The sequence below is a fragment of the Campylobacter sp. 1569 genome, assembly GCF_024723675.1.
In the GTDB taxonomy this organism is placed as follows: Bacteria; Campylobacterota; Campylobacteria; order Campylobacterales; family Campylobacteraceae; genus Campylobacter_D; species Campylobacter_D jejuni_C.
Window position 1 is genome coordinate 1 of record NZ_JANQDB010000013.1, and the last position, 23,085, is coordinate 23,085.

Annotated in this window: 27 protein-coding genes; 8 read left to right on the plus strand and 19 right to left on the minus strand. The window is 29.2% G+C overall.

Translation table 11 applies throughout. From position 1 onward, the window contains the following. Positions 1-31 precede the first annotated feature (31 nt). From CAMP5060_RS06530 to ribA, 3 genes are read right to left on the minus strand one after another with little or no spacing between them, the layout of a single operon-like run. Positions 32-394, minus strand: a complete 363-nt coding sequence (locus CAMP5060_RS06530) for a hypothetical protein (protein WP_087700853.1) — start codon at positions 392-394, stop codon at positions 32-34. After that, complete coding sequence (gene rsmG, locus CAMP5060_RS06535; protein ID WP_337218106.1) at positions 388-981, minus strand: 16S rRNA (guanine(527)-N(7))-methyltransferase RsmG; 594 nt, start codon at positions 979-981, stop codon at positions 388-390. Before rsmG ends, CAMP5060_RS06530 begins: the two co-directional genes overlap by 7 nt. After that, complete coding sequence (gene ribA, locus CAMP5060_RS06540) at positions 978-1,538, minus strand: GTP cyclohydrolase II (protein ID WP_214126441.1); 561 nt, start codon at positions 1,536-1,538, stop codon at positions 978-980. Before ribA ends, rsmG begins: the two co-directional genes overlap by 4 nt. Positions 1,539-1,608: 70 nt before the next feature. Here ribA and hemB point away from each other — a divergent pair, with 70 nt between their 5' ends. Genes hemB through CAMP5060_RS06560 form a run of 4 tightly spaced genes read left to right on the plus strand, consistent with a single transcriptional unit; the run spans position 1,609 to position 5,693 of the window. Beyond that, on the plus strand, positions 1,609-2,586 hold the full coding sequence (gene hemB, locus CAMP5060_RS06545; RefSeq protein ID WP_261545277.1) for a porphobilinogen synthase: 978 nt from the start codon (positions 1,609-1,611) through the stop codon (positions 2,584-2,586). 9 nt (positions 2,587-2,595) lie between these two features. After that, positions 2,596-3,081 (plus strand): DUF2603 domain-containing protein, encoded by a 486-nt coding sequence (locus tag CAMP5060_RS06550; protein WP_337218107.1) that lies wholly within the window; start codon positions 2,596-2,598, stop codon positions 3,079-3,081. Next, positions 3,068-4,423, plus strand: coding sequence for an oxygen-independent coproporphyrinogen III oxidase (gene hemN, locus CAMP5060_RS06555; protein ID WP_337218108.1), 1,356 nt, complete (start codon positions 3,068-3,070; stop codon positions 4,421-4,423). Before CAMP5060_RS06550 ends, hemN begins: the two co-directional genes overlap by 14 nt. Before the next feature lies 1 nt (position 4,424). Next, entirely contained in the window at positions 4,425-5,693 is a 1,269-nt protein-coding gene (locus CAMP5060_RS06560) for a (Fe-S)-binding protein (protein WP_214126438.1), read from the plus strand. 6 nt (positions 5,694-5,699) lie between these two features. On the opposite strand, the gene CAMP5060_RS06565 is transcribed toward CAMP5060_RS06560, so the two are convergent. Genes CAMP5060_RS06565 through CAMP5060_RS06575 form a run of 3 tightly spaced genes read right to left on the minus strand, consistent with a single transcriptional unit; the run spans position 5,700 to position 7,940 of the window. After that, entirely contained in the window at positions 5,700-5,909 is a 210-nt protein-coding gene (locus CAMP5060_RS06565; protein WP_337218109.1) for a hypothetical protein, read from the minus strand. A 37-nt stretch (positions 5,910-5,946) separates the two neighbouring features. Next, a complete protein-coding gene (locus CAMP5060_RS06570; RefSeq protein ID WP_214100561.1) occupies positions 5,947-6,954 on the minus strand; it encodes an alanine racemase in 1,008 nt (335 codons plus the stop codon). Continuing rightward, on the minus strand, positions 6,954-7,940 hold the full coding sequence (locus CAMP5060_RS06575) for a L,D-transpeptidase family protein (RefSeq protein ID WP_261545292.1): 987 nt from the start codon (positions 7,938-7,940) through the stop codon (positions 6,954-6,956). The genes CAMP5060_RS06570 and CAMP5060_RS06575 overlap by 1 nt, the downstream gene beginning before the upstream one ends. A 108-nt stretch (positions 7,941-8,048) precedes the next feature. Between CAMP5060_RS06575 and CAMP5060_RS06580 the strand changes: the two genes are divergently transcribed. From CAMP5060_RS06580 to CAMP5060_RS06590, 3 genes are read left to right on the plus strand one after another with little or no spacing between them, the layout of a single operon-like run. After that, positions 8,049-8,468 carry a copper chaperone PCu(A)C gene (locus tag CAMP5060_RS06580; RefSeq protein WP_214126435.1) on the plus strand — a complete coding sequence of 140 codons (420 nt, stop codon included), beginning with the start codon at positions 8,049-8,051 and terminating at the stop codon, positions 8,466-8,468. Further along, positions 8,468-8,914, plus strand: a complete 447-nt coding sequence (locus CAMP5060_RS06585) for a hypothetical protein (RefSeq protein ID WP_214126434.1) — start codon at positions 8,468-8,470, stop codon at positions 8,912-8,914. Before CAMP5060_RS06580 ends, CAMP5060_RS06585 begins: the two co-directional genes overlap by 1 nt. 3 nt (positions 8,915-8,917) lie before the next feature. Continuing rightward, positions 8,918-9,475, plus strand: coding sequence for an SCO family protein (locus CAMP5060_RS06590; protein WP_214126433.1), 558 nt, complete (start codon positions 8,918-8,920; stop codon positions 9,473-9,475). A gap of 10 nt (positions 9,476-9,485) precedes the next feature. Here the strand turns inward: CAMP5060_RS06590 and CAMP5060_RS06595 are convergent, their stop codons facing one another. The 6 genes from CAMP5060_RS06595 to mapA all read right to left on the minus strand — a co-directional run bounded on the left by CAMP5060_RS06595 (position 9,486) and on the right by mapA (position 15,569). Further along, positions 9,486-10,688, minus strand: a complete 1,203-nt coding sequence (locus CAMP5060_RS06595) for an ABC transporter permease (protein WP_337218110.1) — start codon at positions 10,686-10,688, stop codon at positions 9,486-9,488. A 61-nt stretch (positions 10,689-10,749) separates the two neighbouring features. Beyond that, complete coding sequence (locus CAMP5060_RS06600; protein WP_337218111.1) at positions 10,750-11,196, minus strand: hypothetical protein; 447 nt, start codon at positions 11,194-11,196, stop codon at positions 10,750-10,752. Then, a complete protein-coding gene (locus CAMP5060_RS06605) occupies positions 11,172-11,690 on the minus strand; it encodes an LPP20 family lipoprotein (RefSeq protein ID WP_087700868.1) in 519 nt (172 codons plus the stop codon). The genes CAMP5060_RS06600 and CAMP5060_RS06605 overlap by 25 nt, the downstream gene beginning before the upstream one ends. Positions 11,691-11,751: 61 nt before the next feature. After that, positions 11,752-14,322 carry a DNA gyrase subunit A gene (gene gyrA / locus CAMP5060_RS06610; protein ID WP_261545282.1) on the minus strand — a complete coding sequence of 857 codons (2,571 nt, stop codon included), beginning with the start codon at positions 14,320-14,322 and terminating at the stop codon, positions 11,752-11,754. A gap of 21 nt (positions 14,323-14,343) precedes the next feature. Then, the gene (locus CAMP5060_RS06615) at positions 14,344-14,925 is read right to left on the minus strand and encodes a ComF family protein (protein WP_337218112.1); all 582 of its coding nucleotides are present in this window, start codon (positions 14,923-14,925) and stop codon (positions 14,344-14,346) included. Beyond that, positions 14,922-15,569 carry an outer membrane lipoprotein MapA gene (gene mapA, locus CAMP5060_RS06620; protein ID WP_087700871.1) on the minus strand — a complete coding sequence of 216 codons (648 nt, stop codon included), beginning with the start codon at positions 15,567-15,569 and terminating at the stop codon, positions 14,922-14,924. The genes CAMP5060_RS06615 and mapA overlap by 4 nt, the downstream gene beginning before the upstream one ends. 206 nt (positions 15,570-15,775) lie before the next feature. Here mapA and CAMP5060_RS06625 point away from each other — a divergent pair, with 206 nt between their 5' ends. Then, the gene (locus CAMP5060_RS06625; RefSeq protein ID WP_214126429.1) at positions 15,776-17,137 is read left to right on the plus strand and encodes a DASS family sodium-coupled anion symporter; all 1,362 of its coding nucleotides are present in this window, start codon (positions 15,776-15,778) and stop codon (positions 17,135-17,137) included. A 4-nt stretch (positions 17,138-17,141) separates the two neighbouring features. On the opposite strand, the gene CAMP5060_RS06630 is transcribed toward CAMP5060_RS06625, so the two are convergent. Genes CAMP5060_RS06630 through CAMP5060_RS06660 form a run of 7 tightly spaced genes read right to left on the minus strand, consistent with a single transcriptional unit; the run spans position 17,142 to position 23,084 of the window. Continuing rightward, positions 17,142-17,756 carry a thiamine phosphate synthase gene (locus tag CAMP5060_RS06630; protein WP_087700873.1) on the minus strand — a complete coding sequence of 205 codons (615 nt, stop codon included), beginning with the start codon at positions 17,754-17,756 and terminating at the stop codon, positions 17,142-17,144. Further along, positions 17,746-18,879 (minus strand): 2-iminoacetate synthase ThiH, encoded by a 1,134-nt coding sequence (gene thiH, locus CAMP5060_RS06635; protein WP_337218113.1) that lies wholly within the window; start codon positions 18,877-18,879, stop codon positions 17,746-17,748. The genes CAMP5060_RS06630 and thiH overlap by 11 nt, the downstream gene beginning before the upstream one ends. Position 18,880: 1 nt before the next feature. Then, entirely contained in the window at positions 18,881-19,639 is a 759-nt protein-coding gene (locus CAMP5060_RS06640; protein ID WP_337218114.1) for a thiazole synthase, read from the minus strand. Next, on the minus strand, positions 19,639-20,439 hold the full coding sequence (gene thiF, locus CAMP5060_RS06645; RefSeq protein WP_337218115.1) for a thiamine biosynthesis protein ThiF: 801 nt from the start codon (positions 20,437-20,439) through the stop codon (positions 19,639-19,641). Before thiF ends, CAMP5060_RS06640 begins: the two co-directional genes overlap by 1 nt. Next, positions 20,436-20,627 (minus strand): sulfur carrier protein ThiS, encoded by a 192-nt coding sequence (thiS, locus tag CAMP5060_RS06650; RefSeq protein WP_337218116.1) that lies wholly within the window; start codon positions 20,625-20,627, stop codon positions 20,436-20,438. The genes thiF and thiS overlap by 4 nt, the downstream gene beginning before the upstream one ends. Continuing rightward, positions 20,624-22,102: a DNA methylase gene (locus CAMP5060_RS06655; protein WP_087700878.1), complete on the minus strand. Its 1,479-nt coding sequence runs from the start codon at positions 22,100-22,102 to the stop codon at positions 20,624-20,626. The genes thiS and CAMP5060_RS06655 overlap by 4 nt, the downstream gene beginning before the upstream one ends. After that, a complete protein-coding gene (locus tag CAMP5060_RS06660; RefSeq protein WP_337218117.1) occupies positions 22,092-23,084 on the minus strand; it encodes an ATP-binding protein in 993 nt (330 codons plus the stop codon). The genes CAMP5060_RS06655 and CAMP5060_RS06660 overlap by 11 nt, the downstream gene beginning before the upstream one ends. Position 23,085: the final 1 nt, after the last annotated feature.

The following is a 23,085-nucleotide window of genomic DNA, read 5'->3' on the forward strand; positions in this document are numbered from 1 at the left end:
ATAATTAAACTAAACCCATTAAGGGTTTAGTTTATCTAATATAAGATTTTAAACAAACACCATCTACACTTAATTCATAAGCTTTTTTTAGATTGTTTTTTAAAGTATCAAGCAAAAGTAAAATTTTAGAATCAAACATATAAAATTCAGCTATTTTTGAAGCAGTTTTGGCCAAATTTTCATCTTCTATTAAAATATATTTTGCCCCTAGTGCATTAGAAAGTAAAATTTCTTCCTCATTCTTAGCATATATAGCAAAATCTATTTTTTCATCTTTTGCACTTTTTATATTTTGCTCATTATAATCAAAACAATTTACATTTGTTTTTATAAAAATATTTTCATAAAAACTAAATTTTTGCATATTTATCAAAGGGTGTCCAAAAATCAACATAATTTTTCCTTTACCTTTAAAAGACAATAATTTCTAAAACCACGGTTGAAAATTTTATAATCTTTCATTCCTTGTAGTTCATCATAAACCTCGCTACCTTTATAAAGCAAAAATGAAGTTTTTTCATCATAAAAACCATTTGAAATTACAATCAAAGGTTTTATATCCATCAATGCTCTTGAGGTGATTAAATCTGCTTTAAAAGGTGGATGATTTTGTAATTTTTCCTTTATAATACTTACATTTATCAAATTAAGTTCAGTTTTGATTACTCTTAAAAAAGAAGCCTTTTTAACACTAGGCTCAAATAGAAAAAAATTACTATTTCCCAAAATACATGCTAAAAATATCGCAGGAAAACCGGCTCCACTTCCAACATCGATAACCTTTTTTTTATCAGTCAAATCACAATAATCTAAAATTTTTATACTATCGATAATATTATCGTCTATGTTTTCAAGATGAGTTAGATTATGTACAGCATTAAATTTTTTTAGCAACTCTTTATAGAGTGTGATTTTTTGGAAAAAATCATCTTTATTTGCAAAGTCTTTTAAAAAATTTAATTGCTCTTCGTAAGTTTTCAATTTAAATGCCCCATTTGCGTATGTTTAATTTCTAAATAATCTTTATTAAAACGATTTGCTTCAATTAAAATAGGAATTCTTAAATTTACTTTTCCTTTCAAAGAGCTAAGTTTTTCAGGGTTATTAGTCAAAAGATTAATCTTAGAAATCTTATAATATTTGAGTATAAAATCTACTATTTCATAACTACGCTCATCTGCTTTAAATCCTAATTGATGATTTGCCTCTATAGTGTTAAAACCTTTATCTTGTAAAGCATAAGCATTGATTTTATTAAAAAGCCCTATACCTCTTCCTTCTTGTCTTAGATAAATCACCATACCACCATACTCTTGGATATATTTTAAAGAAAAATCAAGCTGTTCTCCGCAATCACACTTTAAACTTCCTAAAACATCGCCCGTTAAACATTCTGAATGGATTCTAATATTAACTTCTTTTTCTAATTTCCCTTTAAAAATACAAAGATGTTCTTTATCGTTTTCTTTAAAACTTTGTATATTAAATTCTCCAAAACGAGTGGGAAGTTTTGCTATTTCAGAAATTTGAATAGTCATTATTTTACTTTACCTTTTTATAAAAAATATGCTAGAATTTAAGCAATTTTAACAAACAAAAAGGAAATTTATGTTTAAACGCTTTAGAAGATTAAGACTTAATGAGAATATTAGAAGCCTAGTAAAAGAAAATACCTTAAATTTAGATGATTTAATCTATCCACTTTTTGTTGTCAATGGTATTAATATTAAAAATGAAATCACGTCTATGCCAGGTGTGTTTCAAATGAGCTTAGATGAAATTTTAAAAGAATGCGAAGAGTTAGTTAATCTTGGTATTAAAGCGATTATTTTATTTGGTGTGTTGGAAAGCTCTAAAAAAGATAGCTGTGGCAGTGATGCATTAAGTGATGATGGTTTGATAGCTACAAGTCTAAGGGCTATTAAGGCAAAATTTCCTGATTTAGTAGTGATTACTGATCTTTGTTTTTGTGAGTATACCGATCATGGTCATTGTGGCATTATTGATCCAAAAAGCAAAAGCGTAGATAATGACTTAACTTTGGAAATTTCAGCCAAACAAGCTCTAATTCATGCCAAAAACGGCGCTGATATGATAGCACCAAGCGGTATGATGGATGGTATTATTGAAACTTTAAGAAAAACCTTAGATGAAAATGGTTTTGAAAATTTACCTATTATGGCTTATTCTACCAAATTTGCCTCAGCTTATTATGGGCCTTTTAGAGATGTGGCTGATTCTGCACCAAGTTATGGAGATAGAAAAACCTATCAAATGGATTTTGCCAATGGTAAAGAAGCCTTATGTGAGAGTTTAGAAGATGAAAAACAAGGTGCTGATATTTTGATGGTTAAACCAGCACTTGCGTATTTAGATGTAGTTAAAGATATAGCAAATCACTCTAAGCTTCCACTTTGTGTGTATAATGTAAGTGGAGAATATGCTTTGTTAAAAGCGGGTCAAAAAGCAGGTGTGATTGACTATGAAAAAATAGTGCTTGAAACTATGCTTGCCTTTAAAAGAGCAGGAGCTAAGCTTATTATAACCTATCATGCAAAAGAAATTGCAAAACTACTAAACAAATAAGGATCAAGATTGAATAGTCTAAGTAAAAAAAGTTCTCAAGATATCATCAATGAGTTATCAAGCCATTTAGGCATAGAAAAGCACAATCAAACTATATTTCATCTCACCCACATTAACGATAAAGAAAAAAAGTTAAGCCTAAAAAATGGTCATGAGTTAGCACCTGAACCATGGTTTATAGTAGACGAAAATGATGAAGTTAAAACTATGTTTTCTGTAAAAACCTTAATTGAGTTCTTACAAAATGCCAAAGAAATGCAAAAAGATAATTTTGAGCTTAAACTTGAAAAGGCTATTTATCAACAAATTCCTATTGACTTTAATGATGTTTGGACAGTTGCAATGGATGAGATTAAACATCAAGTAGCCAAAGGTATAAAAGAAGTTAATATTGATTTAGATCAATTAATCAGCAATATCCATGCAAAACATCCTAACTTGTTTATTGATATGACAGAAATGATGCAAAAGGTAAAGTTAAATGAAAGATTATAAAAGCTTTATTAAATACTCTAAAGCAGGACCTAGATACACTTCTTATCCTACTGCAGTAGAATTTAACACTCAATTTAAATATGAGGATTATATACAAATTTTAAAAGAACAAAAAGCGCAATTATCTTTGTATTTTCATTTGCCTTTTTGTAGAAGCGCTTGTTATTTTTGTGGTTGCAATGTAATATATACTGCTAAAGAAGAAAGCAAAGAAAGATATTTAAACTATCTTTTTAAAGAACTTGATCTTTTATCAAATATCATCAATACTCAAAGAGAAGTAGCACAAATGCATTTTGGTGGTGGCACACCTACTTTCTTTTGCGCTAAACAATTACAAAGTTTGATTTTAAAAATAAAAAGTATTTTTCCAAATTTTACCCAAGATAGCGAAGTAAGTTGCGAGATTGATCCTAGATTTTTAAATGAAGAACAAGCAGATGTTTTAATCCAAAATGGTTTTAATCGTATTAGTTTTGGTGTGCAAGATTTTGATGAAAAGGTTCAAAAAGAAATTCATAGAATTCAACCTTTTGAATTAACCAAAAATGCAGTAGATATGGTAAGAAAAAAAGGTATTAACTCGGTAAATATGGATTTAATCTATGGTCTTCCTTATCAAAGCCTAGAAAGCTTTAAACAAACTTTAGAAAAAGCATTATTAATCAATCCTGATCGTTTTGCTATTTTTAACTACGCACATGTGCCTTGGCTTAAAAAAAATATGAGAAAATTTGATGAAAGTACATTGCCAAGCCCTGATATAAAGCTTCAAATTTTAGAATATTGTGAAAAATTTTTAACTCAAAATGGCTATAAAATGATAGGAATGGATCATTTTGCAAAACCACAAGATGAACTTTTTAAAGCTTTAGAAAATGGCAGCTTACATAGAAATTTCCAAGGTTATACCACAAAAGGTGGAACTGATTTAATTGGTATTGGCTTAACAAGTATAGGTGAAGGACAAAGACATTATATGCAAAATTTCAAAGATATGCCAAGCTATGAAAAAGCTATTGATGAGGGTAGATTACCTTGTGAAAAAGGCATTATGCTTAATGATGATGATGAACTAAGAAAAGCTGTTATTATGGAACTTATGAGTAATTTTGCCCTTAATATAAAAAATGTAGAAAGTAAATTTAAGATTGATTTTTTTGAGTATTTTAAGCATGATTTAAAAGAACTTGAAGGGCTTAATGAATTTGTCACTATAGATAAGAATTATATCAAAGTTAATGAAACAGGAGTGCTTTTAATACGTAATATTGCTATGTGTTTTGATAAATATTTAAAACGTATTAGTGAAGATAAAAAAGTATTTTCCAAAACGGTTTGATATGTTAAACATTAATGAAATCTCTAATGCTTGCGTAAAATGTGGCAAATGCATACCAGTTTGTACTATACATGAGATAAACCGCGATGAGAGCACTTCTCCTCGTGGTTTTTTGGATCTAATCAGCGCTTATGAAAGCCAAGAACTAGAACTTGATAAAAATCTTAAAAAAACTTTTGAATCGTGTTTTTTATGTACAAATTGCGTTGAAGTTTGCCCAAGTCATTTAAGAGTGGATAGTGCTATTGAAAAAGTACGCTTTGATATAGCTCAAAAATTTGGTATAGCATGGTATAAAAAACTTGTTTTCTTTTTTCTAAGACATAGAAGAACTTTAGATATTTTAGCAAAATTAGGCTATGTTTTTCAAAGTTGTGCTTTTAGCTTACAACATAAAAATTTGGGAATGAAAGCCAAATTTAACCTACCTTTAATAAAAAAAGGTCGTTTGCTACCTTCTTTAGCTAAAAAAAGTTTTTTAGCTTCAAATCCTGATTTTATAAATAATCAGGGCGAAAAAACTATAGGACTTTTTATAGGATGTTTATCTAATTATTCTTATACCAATACAGGTTTTGCCTTACTTGAAATTTGCAAGCATCTTAAAATTAATGTTGATTTATTAAAAGATCAATCTTGTTGTGGTGCTCCTCATTATTTTACCGGAGATTTTAAAAGTGTAGAAAAATTGGCTAAAAAAAATATTGTTTATTTTGAAGAAAAATTAAAAACACTAGATTATATCATTATTCCAGAAGCAACCTGTTCTGCGATGATTAATATAGATTATGAACATTTTTTTCATATGCAAAAAGATAAAGAATGGGCAATAAGAGCTAAAAATATTTCTAGTAAAATACTACTTGCAACAAAGTATTTTTATGAATATACTAATTTAGAAGAACTTTTAAAAACAAAGAAAAAAATAAATACAAAAATTGCATATCATGATCCTTGCCATGCAAGAAAAATGCAAGGAGTTTTTAAAGAACCAAGAACTTTACTGAAACAAAATTATGTTTTTAAAGAACTTATTAACTCGAATGAGTGTTGTGGTTTTGGTGGAGTGAGTATGCAAACTGATTATCATAAAAAAGCTTTGCAAGTTGGCATAAAAAAAGCTCAAAACATACAAAAAAGTGATGTGGAAATCATTAGCGCAGAATGCTCAGCTTGTAGAATGCAAATTTCAAATGCACTAGAGCATGAAAAAATCTCCACGCAGTTCTCACATCCTTTAGAATTAATAGCAAGATCACTTCAAGATTAGTAAAAACTAATCTTGATTTTTTATGTCTTCAATATTTGATCTATTTTTTTCTATCAAAATTCTATTTTGTTCTATGTTTTCACTATTTTTTTTACACTCATTTTTTAATATTTCTATGTTTTTATATAAAATCTTCATTTTTTTTTCATAACGATTAATTAGCAAAAACACTATAAATAAAAACAAAATTAAAATAGCCCAATTTAAAAATGCCATACTTCACCTTTCATTGAATATATTAGTATTTTTTATCTTAAATTACAATTCTTTTTAAATTTGGAGAAAGTTTTACTAAAATTTCATAATTAATAGTATTAAAAAAATTAGCCATAACATTTGCATCATTCATAACACAAATTTCCTCACCACCATTTTCACAAGAAAAACTATCCATAGACATTTTTCCAAGTATTTTTTTACCATTAGGAAGAAAAAATTCTTGTTTTCCATCATAGCGCAAAAGTCCATCTGCATAACCTAAATCATAAGTTGCTATTTCAAGATCTTCTTTTGCATTATACATACCACCATAACCAACACTTTGACCTTTTTTTAACACTCTTTGGCTTAATTTTTCAGCCCATAAACTCATGACTTTGCGTAAATCTTTACTAAAATACGCATAACCAAATTGTACAAGCCCTACTCTACAATACTCATCATCTTCTAAAGTATTTGTTCTAAATAAAGCTTCAGAATTATGAGAGTGAAATACTAAGTTTTTAGCCTCTTCTTGTAATAAATTATAAATTAACTCTTTAGCGTGTTGGAATTTTTGTTTTTGTACAAAATAACTTGCATCTACTTCATCACTTCCTGCAAAATGCATCATCACTCCATGAAGTTGCAAACTATAATTTTTAAACTCATGCAAAGTTTCTTGAATTTCTTCAGGCAAAATTCCATTTCTATGCATATTTGTATCTATGACTAAATGAATTTTTGTATTTTTTTTGAGTTTTTTTATATCATTTTTATCATTTAAAGCATAAATAAATTTTTCACTTTCATTACCATGTGGATGATGGGATAAAATTAAAATATTATCAAAAGTATCTTCTAATTCTTTTGCCTCAGCCTCATTTTTTACTGCTATAAAATTTACACCTTTTGCTCTAGCTATAGGAGCTAAAAGCTTAGCTCCATGCCCATAAGCATTATCTTTAAAAACACAAATTACTTTTTCATAACCCCCAGCCTTAGAGGCTATTAAATCAAGATTGTATTCATAAGCCAAGCGATCAATTTTTATATAAGCCATTACTGTTCAGCTAAAATTTGCATTTTATCTTCAACTAGCTTGACATAAAGAACTTTTTCTCCTTTGAATTTATAATTAGTACTGCGATAATCTTCATAAAATCCTATTCTAAAAATTTTTTCATTTTTTTCATTTGGATAAGGACTTATACTAAGATCTGAAAATTTAATATTTTTTTCTTCTTTTTTTGCGAAAATTCTTTCTTTATTTTTTGCAAACTGTTCATACGTAGATTTATTGTTATGTTTAAAAATTTTTTTATCATAAAAAGATAAATATTTATTGATATCACTTTTTTGCCAACTATCTTTCCAAGCAAATAAATTTGCTAATAAAATAGCTATTTCTTCATGACTTGCTCTTACTTTATTTTTTTCTTCTGTCATTGCATAAGCTTTTCTATCAGCTACTAATTTATTAAAATCTTCTAGCAAATCATTTTGCACAGCAATACAACCTCTAGTCTTATAAGTATCTAAACGCGTTCCATCTAAAGGATAACCATGAATCCAAATTCCACCACCTGTTTTACCTAAAGTTTTATCTAAAACATTTGGATAAGTTGTTGCAAAAGCAAATGGTCCATAATATGGATCACCAGGATAAAATTTCTTTCCAAGCTCATAAAAACCTATAGGAGTTTTTAAATCCCCTTCTACTTCTTTATCTCCAGCTAAACCAGTTAAAACATCTTTTTGAATAAATTTCTTTTCTACTTTGCCATTATTATAATGATAAACTCTAATGATTTTATCACTTTTATTAGTTAAAACGATTGCAACATTTTCTTCATAGTAACCAAGGCTAACATTTTTATCTTTTATTTCATTAAGCCAAAAATCTTTCTTACTTAATTCTTGCTCCAATACCTTTTCAACCGCATTAATACCTTGATTTAAATAAATTTTTGCAAGTTCACTTGCATTTGCAAATACAGCTAAACTAAACAATGCTAATATAACTTTAAACAATTTATACCTTTCTATTAAAATTTAAAACAACAAAGAGCTAATTATAATATTTTTACAATAAATATATTTTTAATTTTTTCCGTGTATAATGTTTATAATTGACTAAAAATATAAAGGAAAATAATGAAAAAAATACTCAGCTTAGCTCTTTTAAGCACTTTTACCTTAGCTAACAACATCACTGTAAATGATCCCTATGTAAGACAAACTCCACCAAATTCTAAAACCACAGCCTTTTTTTTAGAGCTTAAAAACAACTCTAATAAAGATATAAAACTCATCAAAGCTCAAAGTTCATTAAGCGATACAGCTGAAATTCATGATCATATCATGGAAAATGGTAAAAAAATGATGATACAAATCCCTCAAATTACTATAAAAGCTAATTCAAGCACCAAACTTAAACCTGGTGGTAAACATATTATGGTATTAAATCTTAAAGAAAATATCACACCACAAACCAAAGCTAATCTAACGCTTTACTTTGATGATAATAGCACAATTGAACTAAAAGATATCGAGTCAAGAAGTATTAAAAAATAATGAAAAATCTACTTGTCTTTGCCCTAGCTATAGTCTTTGCTATATGTGGGGCTTATTTTTATACTAATTCATCAAATATCGGGAAAAAAAGAGAATTAATCACCACTCTAACGCCTTTAACATGCGATCTAAATACCCAAGAGTGCGAGTATAATTTTAAAGATAAAAAGGTATTAGTAAATTTAAATCCAAAGCCTATAGCTACATTAAACGAGCTTGATTTAAATATTACCAATTTAGGTGAGTTTAAAAAACTCAATGCTAGGGTTTATGGACTTAATATGTATATGGGAGATATTGTTCCACAATTTAAAAAAATCAACAATACTTACCATGCTAAATTAGTTTTAAGCTCTTGCACGCTAGATATAATGCGTTTTAGAATAGAGCTTTTTGATGATGAAACTCCGCTAGATTTTTATTTTGACTTTGATGTAAAAAGGTAAAATATGAAAAAAATAAATATTTTTTTATTAATTGTGGTAATTTTTGGGGTATTTTTTATATCTGTGCAGTATTTTGAAAATAACAAATACAATTTTCACTTAAATTCTGAAAAAGGCATACTTAGTTTAAAAGATTTTATTGGTAAAAAATTAATTGTATATTTTGGCTATACATATTGTCCTGATGTCTGTCCTAGTGAGCTTGCCTTGATTGCTAATGTTTTGGAAAAAATGCCAAATAAAGAAAAAGCTCATGTGGTATTTATCTCACTAGATCCAGCAAGAGATAGCAACTTAACTCAAACTAGCCAATGGGTAAAGTATTTTTACCCAAATTCAACTGCATTAGTTGCTAAAGATGAAAAAGAATTAGAAAAAGTTACTAAAAACTATGGTGTGGTATATGAAAAAATCAATCTTAAAGATTCTGCTATGGGATATTCTATAGCGCATAGTGGCGAGTTTTATTTGATTAATGAAAATGGAAAATTTATTAAAACCATCAAAGATATTAGCTATGAAAACTTTTTCAATGAAATTCAAAAATTCTTAAACGAATAAATTTCTCAATTTATTCGTTTCTTAAAGTATCTAAAATATCTACTTGCGTTGCTTTTTTAGCAGGATAGTAAGAAGATAAACTCACTATCACAATAGCACCAAAAAGTGTAGCGCAAAAATCAACTAAAGAAAGCTCTAATGGTAATTTACTCATACCATAAACATCACTTGGTAAAGAAATGATGTCAAAATTTCCAAGCACCCACAAAGCTATAGCTGCAAGAATCACACCTGCTATAATACCACTTCCACCTATTAAAAATCCTAAAGAAAAAAAGGTTTTCTTAATCTCTAGTTTACTAACTCCTAAAGAAAGCAACAAAGCTATCTCACTACGACGATTCATTACTATCATCAATAAAGAACTTACTATATTTAAACTTGCAACCAAAATAATCAACATCAATACTATAAACAAAGCTCTTTTTTCCAAAGCAAGCGCTGCAAAGAAATTCCCATTTTGCTCCCACCAACCTATACTAGCATACCTTGCACCCAAAAAAGTTTCAATTTGTTTAATAACTTCAAAGGGTTTATTTGAATACACATGCACTCCATCATAATGTCCTTGGGGATATGACAAAATCTTAGCTAAAGCTTTTACATCTGTATACATATAAGCTTTATCATAGGCTAATAGTCCTGAAGAAAAATCAGCCTTAACATCAAATCTTTTAACCTGTGGGATAAGTGAAAGTCCACTAGCATTTAGATTTGAAAAAATTAGAGTTATTTTTTCATTATAATCAAGTCCGAATTCATCTTTTAAACCCTTACCAATTAAAATATCAAAATTATCTAATTTTTTATCCTCTAAAGCTTGCGCTACTACTTCATTGATCTTTTTTTCATCTTCAAAATTAACCCCAAAAAGCATACCACCTTCTAATTTTAAATCATTTCTTGCTATAACCTGAGTAGCAATATAAGGACTAAATAATAAATTTGGAAATTTAGCTCTTAATTCTTGCAATAATTTATCATCCACACTTGCTCCAAAGCGTGGTAATATAGTGATAGGATAATTCATAGTAAAAAGTTTTCTTTCAAATTCCTTATCAAAGCCATTCATAATAGCCATTGCAACCAAAAGCACGCAAAGCCCTATACTAACACCTAAAAAAGCTAAAATTTTTGAAAGCATAATAAAGGGTTGATCTTTATCAAAACGCAAATATTTAAATAATAAATAATGAGGGATACTTTTTTGCATTTTCTACTCTTAATATTTTTTTAAGTATTTTAACTTGATTTTTATAAAAGCTAGCTTTGTATTATTTAAGATAATATATAAAGGCACTATTATCATGAAATTCAACTATAAATCTTAAAGGTAAAATTCTCACATAAGTTTCACTTTGTGCACTTGCTTGCTCACTTTTTACAAAGTCTTTTACATCTATTTTTGAATTAAAAAAACAATCAATCAAATCATTTTTATGAGCATTTAAAAAGTTAAATTTATCTAGCTTTGTCATTTTCTCTTCAGTCACCATACCAAAATCATTGCGTATTAAAGCTTTCAAATCACTTGATGTATAAACTAACTCGCAAGCATATTCTAAATTTTTATTTTTACTTTTAGTCATAGCCATAGAAATAGTTTCATTTTGATGATAAAGGATAAAATTTTTATTAGAAAGTTCTGCCCAAAATATAAATTCATCTTGGGCAGTGGCATTAAAAATTATAAGGATTAATAAGCAAACAATTCTTTCCACTTGTCAGCATCAATTTTAAGTTCTACATTTACTCTATAAAGACCATCTTTAAAGTCTTGATCAACTACACTTGCATTTTTAATCAAGCCATTTACCTGCGCTGTGATAGTTGAGCTTTTAAGCATTGCATCTTTTACTGTATCTTTACCATTAACTCTTACACCATATAACTTACTAGCTAATTGTCTATAAGCATCGGTGATTGCTGCTCTTTTAGCCAAAGCCAAAGCTTGACCAACAGAAACCGTATTTAAAGGAGCAATACCCTCGCCCACTGCTGTAAAAGTTAGATCATTGTCTGCACTTGTATCATTTGCAAGCATTTTTTCTTCTCTAATGATATTACGCACATCATCTTTGTCTACTTTTTGAACCACAACATCAGAACTTGCAGCTTGAGCAGCTTTAGTTTGATTTGGATTCATACCTCTTTGATCTAGCGCACAAGCACTAAAACCCAAAGCCAAACAAAACATAAAAACAACTTTTTTCATTTTTTACACCTTCAATTTATTTGATTTTATCAAAATAGCAAAAAGTATTCCAAAATTTTTACTATTCTAAATTTAAATCCATATTAGTTTCAGCATCTAATTCCTCATCTTCTTCTTTAGGACATTTAGCAATGCTTACAACCTCATCATTTTCCACATTAACAACAATCACACCACTTGTATTTCTACCTGCTTTTCTAATACTTTGCATATCAACGCGTATCATCTTACCACTACTTGTTAACACCATTAAATCCATACTTTCATCAACTATAACTATTCCGATTAAATCTTTTGTTTTAGCAGTAAGTTTCATACAAATAACACCCTTGCCGCCTCTACTTTGAAGCCTATATTCCCCAGCATCAGTACGCTTACCTATACCTTTTGCACTTACACTTAAAATTTCTTGAGCGTCTTTTTCTATAACAACAGCACCTACAACCTCATCATCTTTTTCTTTAAATTTAATTGCAGTTACCCCTCTACTTACACGACCAATCTCTCTAACTTTAGCAAGTGGGAATTTAATACACATGCCTTTTTTAGTAACTGCAAAAAGCATTTTGCCAACGACAGTATTATCAAGCTCTTCATTAGGTTCAAGCATTTCATTTTCTAAATTTTCTTCATAATTTTGTTCTTGAGTTTCATTTTCATCCCTTGCTACGATAATTGCAGTAACAAGTTCATCATTTTCATCTAAGTTGATCGCTTTTACACCTACGCTTCTAATGTTTTGATATTCACTTAAATTTGTGCGTTTTACGATACCATTTTTAGTAAAGAAGCACAATGATTTACTCTCATCAAAATCAGTAGTTGGGATAATTGCCATAATTTTTTCATCTGCTTGTAAATTAATGAGATTAACCACGGCTTTACCTTTAGCAGTTCTACTTCCTTCAGGAATTTTATAAACTTTAAGCCAGTAAAGCTGTCCGCGATCAGTAACAAACATCAAGGTATCATGCGTATTTGCTGTAAAGAAACTTTCTATAAAATCATCATCATAAGTTGTGACTGCAACTTTACCTTTACCGCCGCGTTTTTGTTTTTCATATTGTTTACTTGGGACACGCTTAATATAACCACGATGAGTGATAGTAACCACCATGTTTTCATTTGGTATCAAATCTTCTATATCAATATCATCATAATCATCTTCAATTTGAGTGATTCTTGGTACATCAAATTTTGTTCTGATTTCTTTTAACTCATCTTTGATTAAATTTTCAAGCAAAGTCTCACTTTTTAAAATTTGATCAAGTCTTTCAATTTCTGCTAATAATTCTCTTAATTCATTGTCAATCTTTTCTCTCTCAAGTCCTGTTAAACGGCCTAGTTTCATATCTAAAATCGCATTAGATTGAAGTTCACTTAGGCCAAATTTTTGCATTAACAAATTTTTAGCCGTTGGATTATCAGGAGAGTTTTTAATCAAAGCTATCACTTCATCAATATTATCTAGTGCAATTTTTAAACCTTCTAAAATATGCGCTCTAGCTCTAGCTTTTTGCAATTCATAAATAGTTCTTCTAATAATTACAGTTTTTCTATGATTTAAGAATAAATTTAAAAGCTCAATTAAAGAAAAAACTTTTGGTTCTTTATTATGTATAGCAAGCATAATAACACCAAAAGTACTCTCCATAGTAGTGGATTTAAAAAGATTATTTAACACAATCTCACTCATAGCATCACGTTTTAACTCAATTACCACGCGAATTCCTTCTCTGTCGCTCTCATCTCTAACTTCAGCAATACCTTCAATTTGTTTTTCTTTAGCAAGTTCAGCAATTTGCTCTATTAATCTTGCTTTATTAGTTTGATAAGGAAGTTCATCTATAACAATAATATCTTTATTAGCTCTTTTTTCAATATGGGTTTTTGCTCTTACTTTTACCCTACCACGACCTGTGCGGTAAGCTTCTATAATACCTTTTTTACCAAAGATAATACCACCAGTTGGAAAATCAGGTCCTTTGATAAATTGCATTATTTCTTCTAAACTTGCGTTTTTATTATCAATTAAATAAAGTAAGCCATCAATAAGCTCATTTAAACTATGCGGAGGAATATTAGTAGCCATACCTACTGCAATACCGCTTGAACCATTGAGTAATAAATTTGGCACCCTAGCAGGTAAAACATCAGGTTCATTCATTGAATCATCATAATTTGGTATAAAATCAACCGTGTCTTTTTCTATATCACGCAAAAGCTCTTCAGCTAAAATCGTCATCCTAGCTTCAGTATAACGCATCGCAGCAGCGCCATCTCCATCAATAGAGCCAAAGTTTCCTTGTCCATCTACACTTGGGTAACGCATAGAAAAATCTTGCGCCATTCTTACTAAAGCATCATATACAGCTGTATCACCGTGTGGATGGTATTTACCGATTACATCACCCACTATACGCGCTGATTTTTTATACGCACTACGACTTCCCACACCTAAATCATTCATAGCATATAAAATTCTTCTATGAACAGGTTTAAGCCCATCTCTAGCATCAGGTAAAGCACGACCTATAATAACACTCATAGAATAATCTAAATAACTACTTTTTATAGAACTTTCTATATCTATATTTTCAATATCTGAATCTTTAGTAAAAATATTTTCCATAAAAATCCTTAAAATTAATGCCTATATTGTATCAAATTTTGCATTAGCTAAAACTAAAGCAAAAAGCACTTCAATATTATTTTTTTCTAAAAACTCTTTTGCTTCAAGTAAACTTAATCCTGTAGTTACCACGTCATCTACTAAAATTACAGGGTATTTTGGATGCCTTAAAAGCTTATAAGATCTTTTATTATCTTTACGAAATTGCAAACTTTTTCCACTATATTTAAATTCTGAACTAGCTTGCAAAGTATAATACATAGGTTTTATAAATTGAGTTTTTAAATGTTTGGTTAAAATAGCAGTATGAGAGTAGTTTTTATATGTTTTATCATTCAAGGCTATAGCATTAATTTCACAAGATGGTTGAAAAAAATCTTTAAATTTAGCAAAGCTTAATTTTGCAAGCGCATTTAAAACAAAATATCCTTGAAATTTGTGTTTAAAATAAATTAGATGTTTAATTTGTTCATATTGATAAAAATAATAAACTTTAAAATTTCCCTCAAGTTCTCTTATGCCCAAAGAATATTCTAAAAGTTCTTCCTTGCAAGCTGGACAAAAGCTCGCAAAGGAAAATCCATGACAATTAAAACACCTCACAAAGAGCTGATAATATCTGCAGATTTATTAGCCACTTGTTTTATAAGAAGCTGAGTAAAAAAAGGTAGATCTTTGATATTATAAAAACCTTTAACTTCTTGTTTGGTTTTAATATTAATAGTTTTATTGATATTAATATCTTTTAGTATTAACTGACTAGCAATAATTGAAAATAAAGAATCAGAATCAAATTTAGAATAAAAATCATTAAAACTCAAATCTACTTTTAAAACATAAGGAGAATCTTGTGTATCTTCCACTACAACTATACCTCTATTTTCTAATTCTTCTTTTAAAAACACATAAAAATAGTAGTTAAAATTTTCATTGATGTAATAATTGCTTCCATTAGAAGAAGAATATTTTAAATTCTCATTTAAATCATACACTCTATGAATATAAACTTTTTTCAAAGAAACACTTTTATCAAGCGTTCTTTTATTTGCACAATACTTAAGCCCTACATCACTAATATATACAAGGCCTTTAATTTTTGCTTCATAAGCTTTAGGACTAGAAGGATTATAACACTCTGCTTGAATTTTTATAACTTCATTAACCTTAGCTACACCTTGATTTTTAGAATTTACCGCACAAGCACTAAAAAATAAAGCTAGAGTAAATATAAATATTTTTTTAAGCATCTTCTTTCCTTAGAATCATCTTTTTAAAGATTATTATTTTTTTGAAATAGCAAAAATTATACCAAAAACAAATAAATTTTACTAAAACTTACTTTTTTTCACACAAGAAGAATTTTATATAAAAAAAATTATATAAAAATTGACATTTAAATAAAAATTCATTTAGAATATGTTACAAAACTACAATATTTTAAAGGAGTTGTTAAATGAGTTCAAATACAAAAACACTCATAGTCATTGCTGATTTGGTGTTATTTATCGCTTTGCTTTATTTTTCCCCTTTTGGTGAAACCAAAGTAAATCAAGGTTTATCTTTGTTAATCTTTATTGCTGTTTTATGGCTTAGCGAAGCTTTACATGTTACCATTACAGCTATTTTAGTACCTGTTTTAGCAGCTATTTTAGGATTATTACCTACCGCTAAAGCTTTAACCGGTTTTGCTGATTCAAATATTTTTTTATTTTTTGGTGGTTTTGCTCTGGCTGCAGCTATGCATCATCAAAAATTAGATAAACTGATTGCACATAAAATTTTAACCCTCGCAAAAGGACATTTGGGTTTATCAAGTTTATATATTTTTATTACCACCGCATTTTTATCTATGTGGATGAGTAATACTGCAACAGCTGCCATGATGCTTCCACTTGCTATAGGTATGCTAGCTTCACTTGATCCAGAAAAAGATAGAAATACTTATGTTTTTATTCTTTTAGGTATAGCTTTTAGTGCGAGCATAGGTGGTATAGGCACTATAGTAGGAACCCCGCCAAATGCTATCGTTGCTACTCAATTACACATTAGCTTTGCACAGTGGTTAAAATATGGTATTCCTATTGTTTTAATCTTCTTACCTGCAATGATTTTAATTTTGTATTTTATGTTCAAACCTAAATTTAATCTACAAGTTGATTTACACACTGAAAATATAGAACTTACAAGACCTAGAATCATCACTTTAGTGATCTTTTTAGTGGTTGCATTATCTTGGATTTTTAGTGGCAATATAGGTCCTATCATTACAAGTATTTTTGGACATAAAATAGCAAATCTTGATGCAATCATTGCTTTATTAGCTGCTGTTTTAGTATGTGCTTTTAAAGTGATAGATTGGAAAAATATACAAAAAAATACCGATTGGGGTGTATTAATGCTCTTTGGTGGAGGTATTACTCTAAGTGTGGTACTAAAAGATTCAGGTGCTAGCAAAGTTATGGCTGATACTATTATTTCATTTATAGAAAATGGGCATTTATTTGTTATAGGTTTAATCGTGGCCTTTTTTATAGTATTTTTAACTGAATTTACCTCAAATACTGCTTCAGCAGCCTTGCTTGTGCCTTTATTTATCTCTATAGCAGATACCTTAGGTGTTCCTGCTTTAGGTCTTGCTTTAATCATTGCCATCGGTGCTTCTTGTGCTTTCATGCTACCAGTTGCTACACCACCAAATGCTATAGTTTTTGGTACAGGGCATATTAAACAACAAGAAATGGTAAGAGTAGGAATTATACTAAATATATTCTGCTCAATTAGCCTTGCTGTGATTGCTTATTTCTTCTGGTTATAATCTTTTAGTCCTTTTGGACTAAAAGATCTTTACATCTTAAAATATAATTTTCTACATTTTCACTTTTATACAAAGCTTCTCTTATACACACACCTGCTAAATTTAAATCTTTTAAGTGATTTATAGTTTGAGTATTTATACCACCTATGGCATAAATGGGTATTTTTGAAACTTCTGACAAATCTTTTAAATTTTTTATACCCTTTGGAGTCAAATCAGCCTTACATGAGCTTTTAAATACATGCCCAAAAAAAGCATGATTTGATTTAAGCTTATAAGCTAAATCTAATTCTTCTTTAGAATGGATGGAAGTACCCAAAAGCTCAAATTTTTTATAGCTTTGTGGGTAATTTTGTAAAACAAATAAAGGAGCATGAAAAAATTGATGATTTAATTTCAAACAAGCTTCATAATGATAATGCAAAAAGCAAATCTTTTGAGTTTTATTAAAAATTTTTAATACTTCTTTGGCTAATTTAGTATATTCTAACTCATCTAAATGTTTTTCTCTAAGCACTAAAGCATCAACACTACTTTGACTTAGCTTTTCAACAAAATTTAAAAAATCTCCTTGAGTATTTTGACTATCGCTAATAGCAATGATTTTTTTATCCCACATAAATACTATCGCTCATTATAGCTTGCAAATTTGCATTTTTTAGCATAGCTAAAACCTCATCAACACTACGCATATCACTAATTTGAAACTGATCATCGCCTTTTTTATCACCTTGATGTTCACCCACTCCCACGCTCACACCTGCACTCATTTTAGTAGCTCCAAGTTTAATAACCCCGTCTCTAAAACCTGCTCTTTCACGCGTAGAAATAGTAATACTTGCAAAAGGCAAAAACAATCTATAAGCACACAAAACTTGCAAAAGTCTTGTTTCGTTTACATCTTTTGGATGAATTTTTTTATTATTGATAATAGGTCTTAATCTAGGAATAGATAAAGCTATTTCAGTATGAGGATATTTTTGCTGTAAAAAATACGCATGCAAAGCCGTAGCAAAAGCATCTTTTCTAAAATCATCCACACCAAGTAAAGCTCCAAAAGCAACCCCTCTCATACCCGCTTTTAACGCTCGCTCTTGCGCATAAAAACGATACTCAAATACACTTTTTTCACCTTCAATGTGAATTTTAGAATAAGTTTTTTGATTATAAGTTTCTTGATAAACACTCACATATTCACAACCCTTTTCATGAAGCAATGCATACTCATCTACATTCATAGGATAAACTTCAATTCCAACTACCTTAAAATACTCTTTTGCTATCTCACAAGCTTTGGCAAGATATTCTACGCTAGTATATTCCCTGCCCTCACCTGTTAAGAGTAAAATTTCTTCCAAGCCACTTTTTTTAATCTCTTGCATTTCTTTGTGAATTTCAGCCTCGTTTAGCTTAGCTCTTTTAATGTTATTTCCTTTTTGAAATCCACAATAGATACATTTGCTATTGCAAAAATTAGAAAGATATAAAGGTGTAAAAAGTGAAATGGAATTTCCAAAATATTTTTGAGTAATCTTACTAGATTTTTGCGCTAAGTCTTCTATGAAATCTTCTGCTGTGCTTGAAAGCAAAGCTTTTAAATCATCTATGTTAAGATAATCTTTAGCTAAAGCTTGTTTTACATCAAAAGCACTAAATTTACTTTCACCAAAATTTTCAACTTCTTTTAAAACCTTAGTTAAAATCTCACTTTCAATACTTTGCATATGAGGATATTTTTGCATTTTAATCTCTTAAAAAACCACTCAAAGGCGAGCTTGCATTTGGCGTGCTTTCATTTGCTATGCCTGCTAAATACGCATTATATCCTGCTTCTATAGCCAACGCAAAAGCCTTTGCCATTTTTGCTACATCTTTAGCTTGAGCTATGGCGGTATTTGCCATCACTGCACTTACTCCCATTTGCATGGCTTCACAAGCTTGTGCAGGATTTCCTACACCTGCATCTACTATAATAGGTAAGCTAATTTCATTAAGTAAAATTTGTATAAATTCTTTAGTTTCTAAACCTTTATTGCTTCCTATAGGAGCTCCAAGAGGCATTATAGCAGCAGCTCCTGCATTAGCCATAGCACGTGCTGCATATAAATCAGGATACATATAAACTAAAGGTGTAAAACCCTCATTTGCTAAAAGTTCTACTGCTTTTACACTTTCATAATTATCCGGTAATAAATATTTACTATCGCTAATTACTTCAACTTTAATCATATCTCCGCAACCAAGCTCTCTTGCAAGTCTTGCTATACGCAATGCCTCATTAGCATTTCTTGCACCTGAAGTATTTGGTAAAAGCTTAATATGCTTTGGAATAAAATCAAGTATATTTTCTATACCTTTATCATTTACCCTACGCAAAGCTAAGGTGATAATCTCAACTTTTGCTTCTTCAATGGCTGATTTTATAAGCTCAAAAGAAAATTTCCCAGAACCTAGAATAAACCTGGAATTAAACTCATATTTTCCTATTTTTAATTTTTCCATTACTCGCTCGCTAAAAGTTCTAAAACTAAATTTGCTTGATGTCCTGCGCAAATATTTACACGCGGTGCCATAAGTCCATTGCCTACCTTTGCCTCGTTTTTTAAATCACCACAAACATAAAAGTTTTTTGCAATTTTTCTTGTTTGTATGCTGTTGCTATCGCCATATCCTGCTAAGCCAGAAGCACAAATTAATGTTTTTTGAGGATAGTGTTGGTGAAAATTTTGCGCTAAAAGTGCTTTATATTTTGCACTATCAAAGGCTTCACAAACTATATCATCATTTGTAAAAAGCTCGGCTATATTTTCTTTTTCTATTTTTAAAACTTGTGCAAATACTTCTATAAAAGGATTAATTTTAGCGATTTGATCTTTTAAAGCTTCAGCCTTAAATTTACCCAAATCTTCCACCATATAAGCTTGACGATTAAGGTTACTTGGCTCAACCACATCAAAATCAATCAAATGAAGCCTACCAACCCCGCTTCTTGCTAAATTTATAGCTATATGCGAGCCAAGTCCACCAAGTCCACACACTGCCACACTTGCCTTTTTAAGCTTATTATGAAGTTTTGGAGTATGTCTTGCCCTCATCATCGCATCAAGAGCTTCATATGGTGGTAAAGTATTTTTTTCTATACAAAAAAGCTCATCATTTTCATTTAACTCCAAACTTTCTTTTGTTGCAAAACCATTGACTATCCATACATCATTTTCATTTTTACTCACACTTTGAAAAAATTCCAAAGTGTTTTTAAAATGCGTGTTTATCATACTACCATTAAATTTAATTCTCATCAACCACCACCTACAAAAGTAACAATCTCTACTTTATCATTTTCTTTTAAAATCAAATTTTCAAATTTATCCCTTGGGATAATTTCTCCGTTTAACTCTAAGGCAATAAACTCTATTTTTAATTGCTTTTCTTTAACATAATCCATAAATCTAAGCTCTTTTAACCCAAGCTTTTGCCCATTGATAATCATGTTTTTCCTTGTATTTGCTCTTCTACTTTAATTTTTGCATTATCTAATAATTGTTTAGATTTTTTCCTTAAATTAAAGCTTTCTTGTATATATTTTGCAATTTTTTCTTGGGTTTTAATATCAAGTATTGCCACTAAAATCTTTTTAATGTCTTCAATCCTCCAATGAGATATTATAGATCCACCACAATCTCTTTGTGCTTGTAGCTTTGCAAAAATAGAATTTAAAAACAATGTTAGATACTCGGGTAAAATATTTTCTTTATCTTTTATATTTAAATGCAAAATAGCACTACTAGTTACAACTTCCTTATCTTCTTTTACACAATACGCAATACCAACACTCCCATCTTTACTAAATAAAATAGTATCTTTTTTCGGATATAAAATTTGTAAATATTGTGAAAAAAAATCTTTTTCATCTAAAAAAACATCACCTTCACTTAACCCATATTGTGTCAAATTTGCAACTCTTATAAAAGGTATTCCTTTATTTTTATATAAATTCGAACCCGGCTCTATTGACTTTGTGATGCTTACCAAATTATCTAATATAGTATATTTCTTATTCATTATAATTTTCTCATTTATTTCATATTTCTTTTGATAATACTCACTATCCAATCGCCCTGTTTTTAAAAAAGATTTTTTTAATGTGCGTATAGAGATATTGAGTGATTTTGTAGAATGATCTATTTTAGAATCTAGCAAACTTTGTAATGGATTTTTCGGATCAAGCCCTAACTCAAGGTATAGAGTTTCCTCTGCTTTTTTATATAATTCCTTGCTTTCTTCTAATGCTTTATGAGAATCTTTTACCATTTTTTCAATTTCTAGCTGAAATTCTATAGGAAGAATGGGAATTGGTAAAGATTTTATTGCTTCCTTGTCTATTGTTTGAGGGACAGCCCCATTAACTTTTCTCTCAATAATTATCTTTCCTAAATTAGTATTTAGAAAAATATACAAAAATGCAGAATTTAACTTATCATTTGTTCTTAATAAAAATAAATTCATGCCTAAACTTATAGGCTTATTTAAAAATGGAATAAAATATGAAGCACCTGGATTACCTATTTTGTTAATTACGACTTCTCCGCCAAAAACTTTTGTTTTTGATAAAAAGTTATAAGCATGTTTTGAAATATACTTAACTTCATTTTCAAAATCCATTTTTTCCAAATCGGTAGTTCTAATCATATAAGCATAATCTTTTGTATCTTGTAATGTTACATTACTACTTAGCAGTTCATAATTTCCATTAGCGTGATAATCTGTTAATAATTCTAAACATTCATACAATGGCAAGTAATTCATATTTTTAATTTTTTGATATGCAACAATAAAATTCTTACTAAAAAATTCAGCGTCTATTCTATCTTTCTCATTATCCTTTTGAACTTCACTCAGGCGTAATACGCTCACTTCTAAATGTGGGTATTTTTCCTGCAAAGCTTGACTAAGATTATTTTCCATTTTTTTTCCAAATATTGTGTTTTTTACAAAGTTCTTTTATATCATCATCTGATAATTTTTTTTGATTCAAGAAATCGAAACAAAATTTACTATAATATTTTTGATTTTTCTTTTGTTGAAAATATTTAACATCTTGCTGTATGATAGGATATTCAGCTAGAATACCTCTAAAATAATGATGAGTTATGTTTAAACCTAATCTTTCTAGCAATTCTTTCGTGGTATAAAAATCTTTTTCAAGATTTAAATTTGGCGCCATAATTTCTCCATTCTCTATAGTTCCTATAAGTTTAAGCGCTGGAGCGCCTTCTTTTTCTACAAACTTGCCTTCAACAACTAAATTTAGATTCTCCAATAACTTTTTATCTATGACTATTTTTTTTCCATTGCCACTATCTATTTCTCCACGAAGCAAATCTAGCATTTTAACATTCTTTGGACCTATCTTGGCTATGTTCTCTATATGTTCCATCCACTTTTGGCGCTCTATTTCTAAATTTTTATCTAAAATATTTCTTAGTTCGGGATATTTAATTTTTTCGCTTCTTCCACTATATCTATAATATATTTCTCCTTCTAAAATTTCTTGTTTTTTTCCATTGTTTTTAATGCAAATAAATGGCTTGTTCAATCCTTCTTTAACCTCTATTATTCCAAAAGTTTTATTATCTACATTAAAAGTTTGTATATTGAAAATAATTTCTGGCGCAAAACTTTCATTTAAAAAATTTGAGAAATCCTTGTTATCCAAATTTTCAAGATTATTATTTGTCATGCCTATTGCCTCCCTTGGTTTATCTTTAACGCCAAATACAATAATCCCACCTTGATTATTTGAAAAAGCTGCTAATGTTTTAGCATATAGTGCAAAATCTGCCTTATTAAAATTTGCCTTAAATTCAAGTTGTGAATTTTCTCTATGTTTAAGCCTCTTTGTGCTTTCATCAGTTGCAATTAATTCTAAAAATTTTTGCTCTGTCATA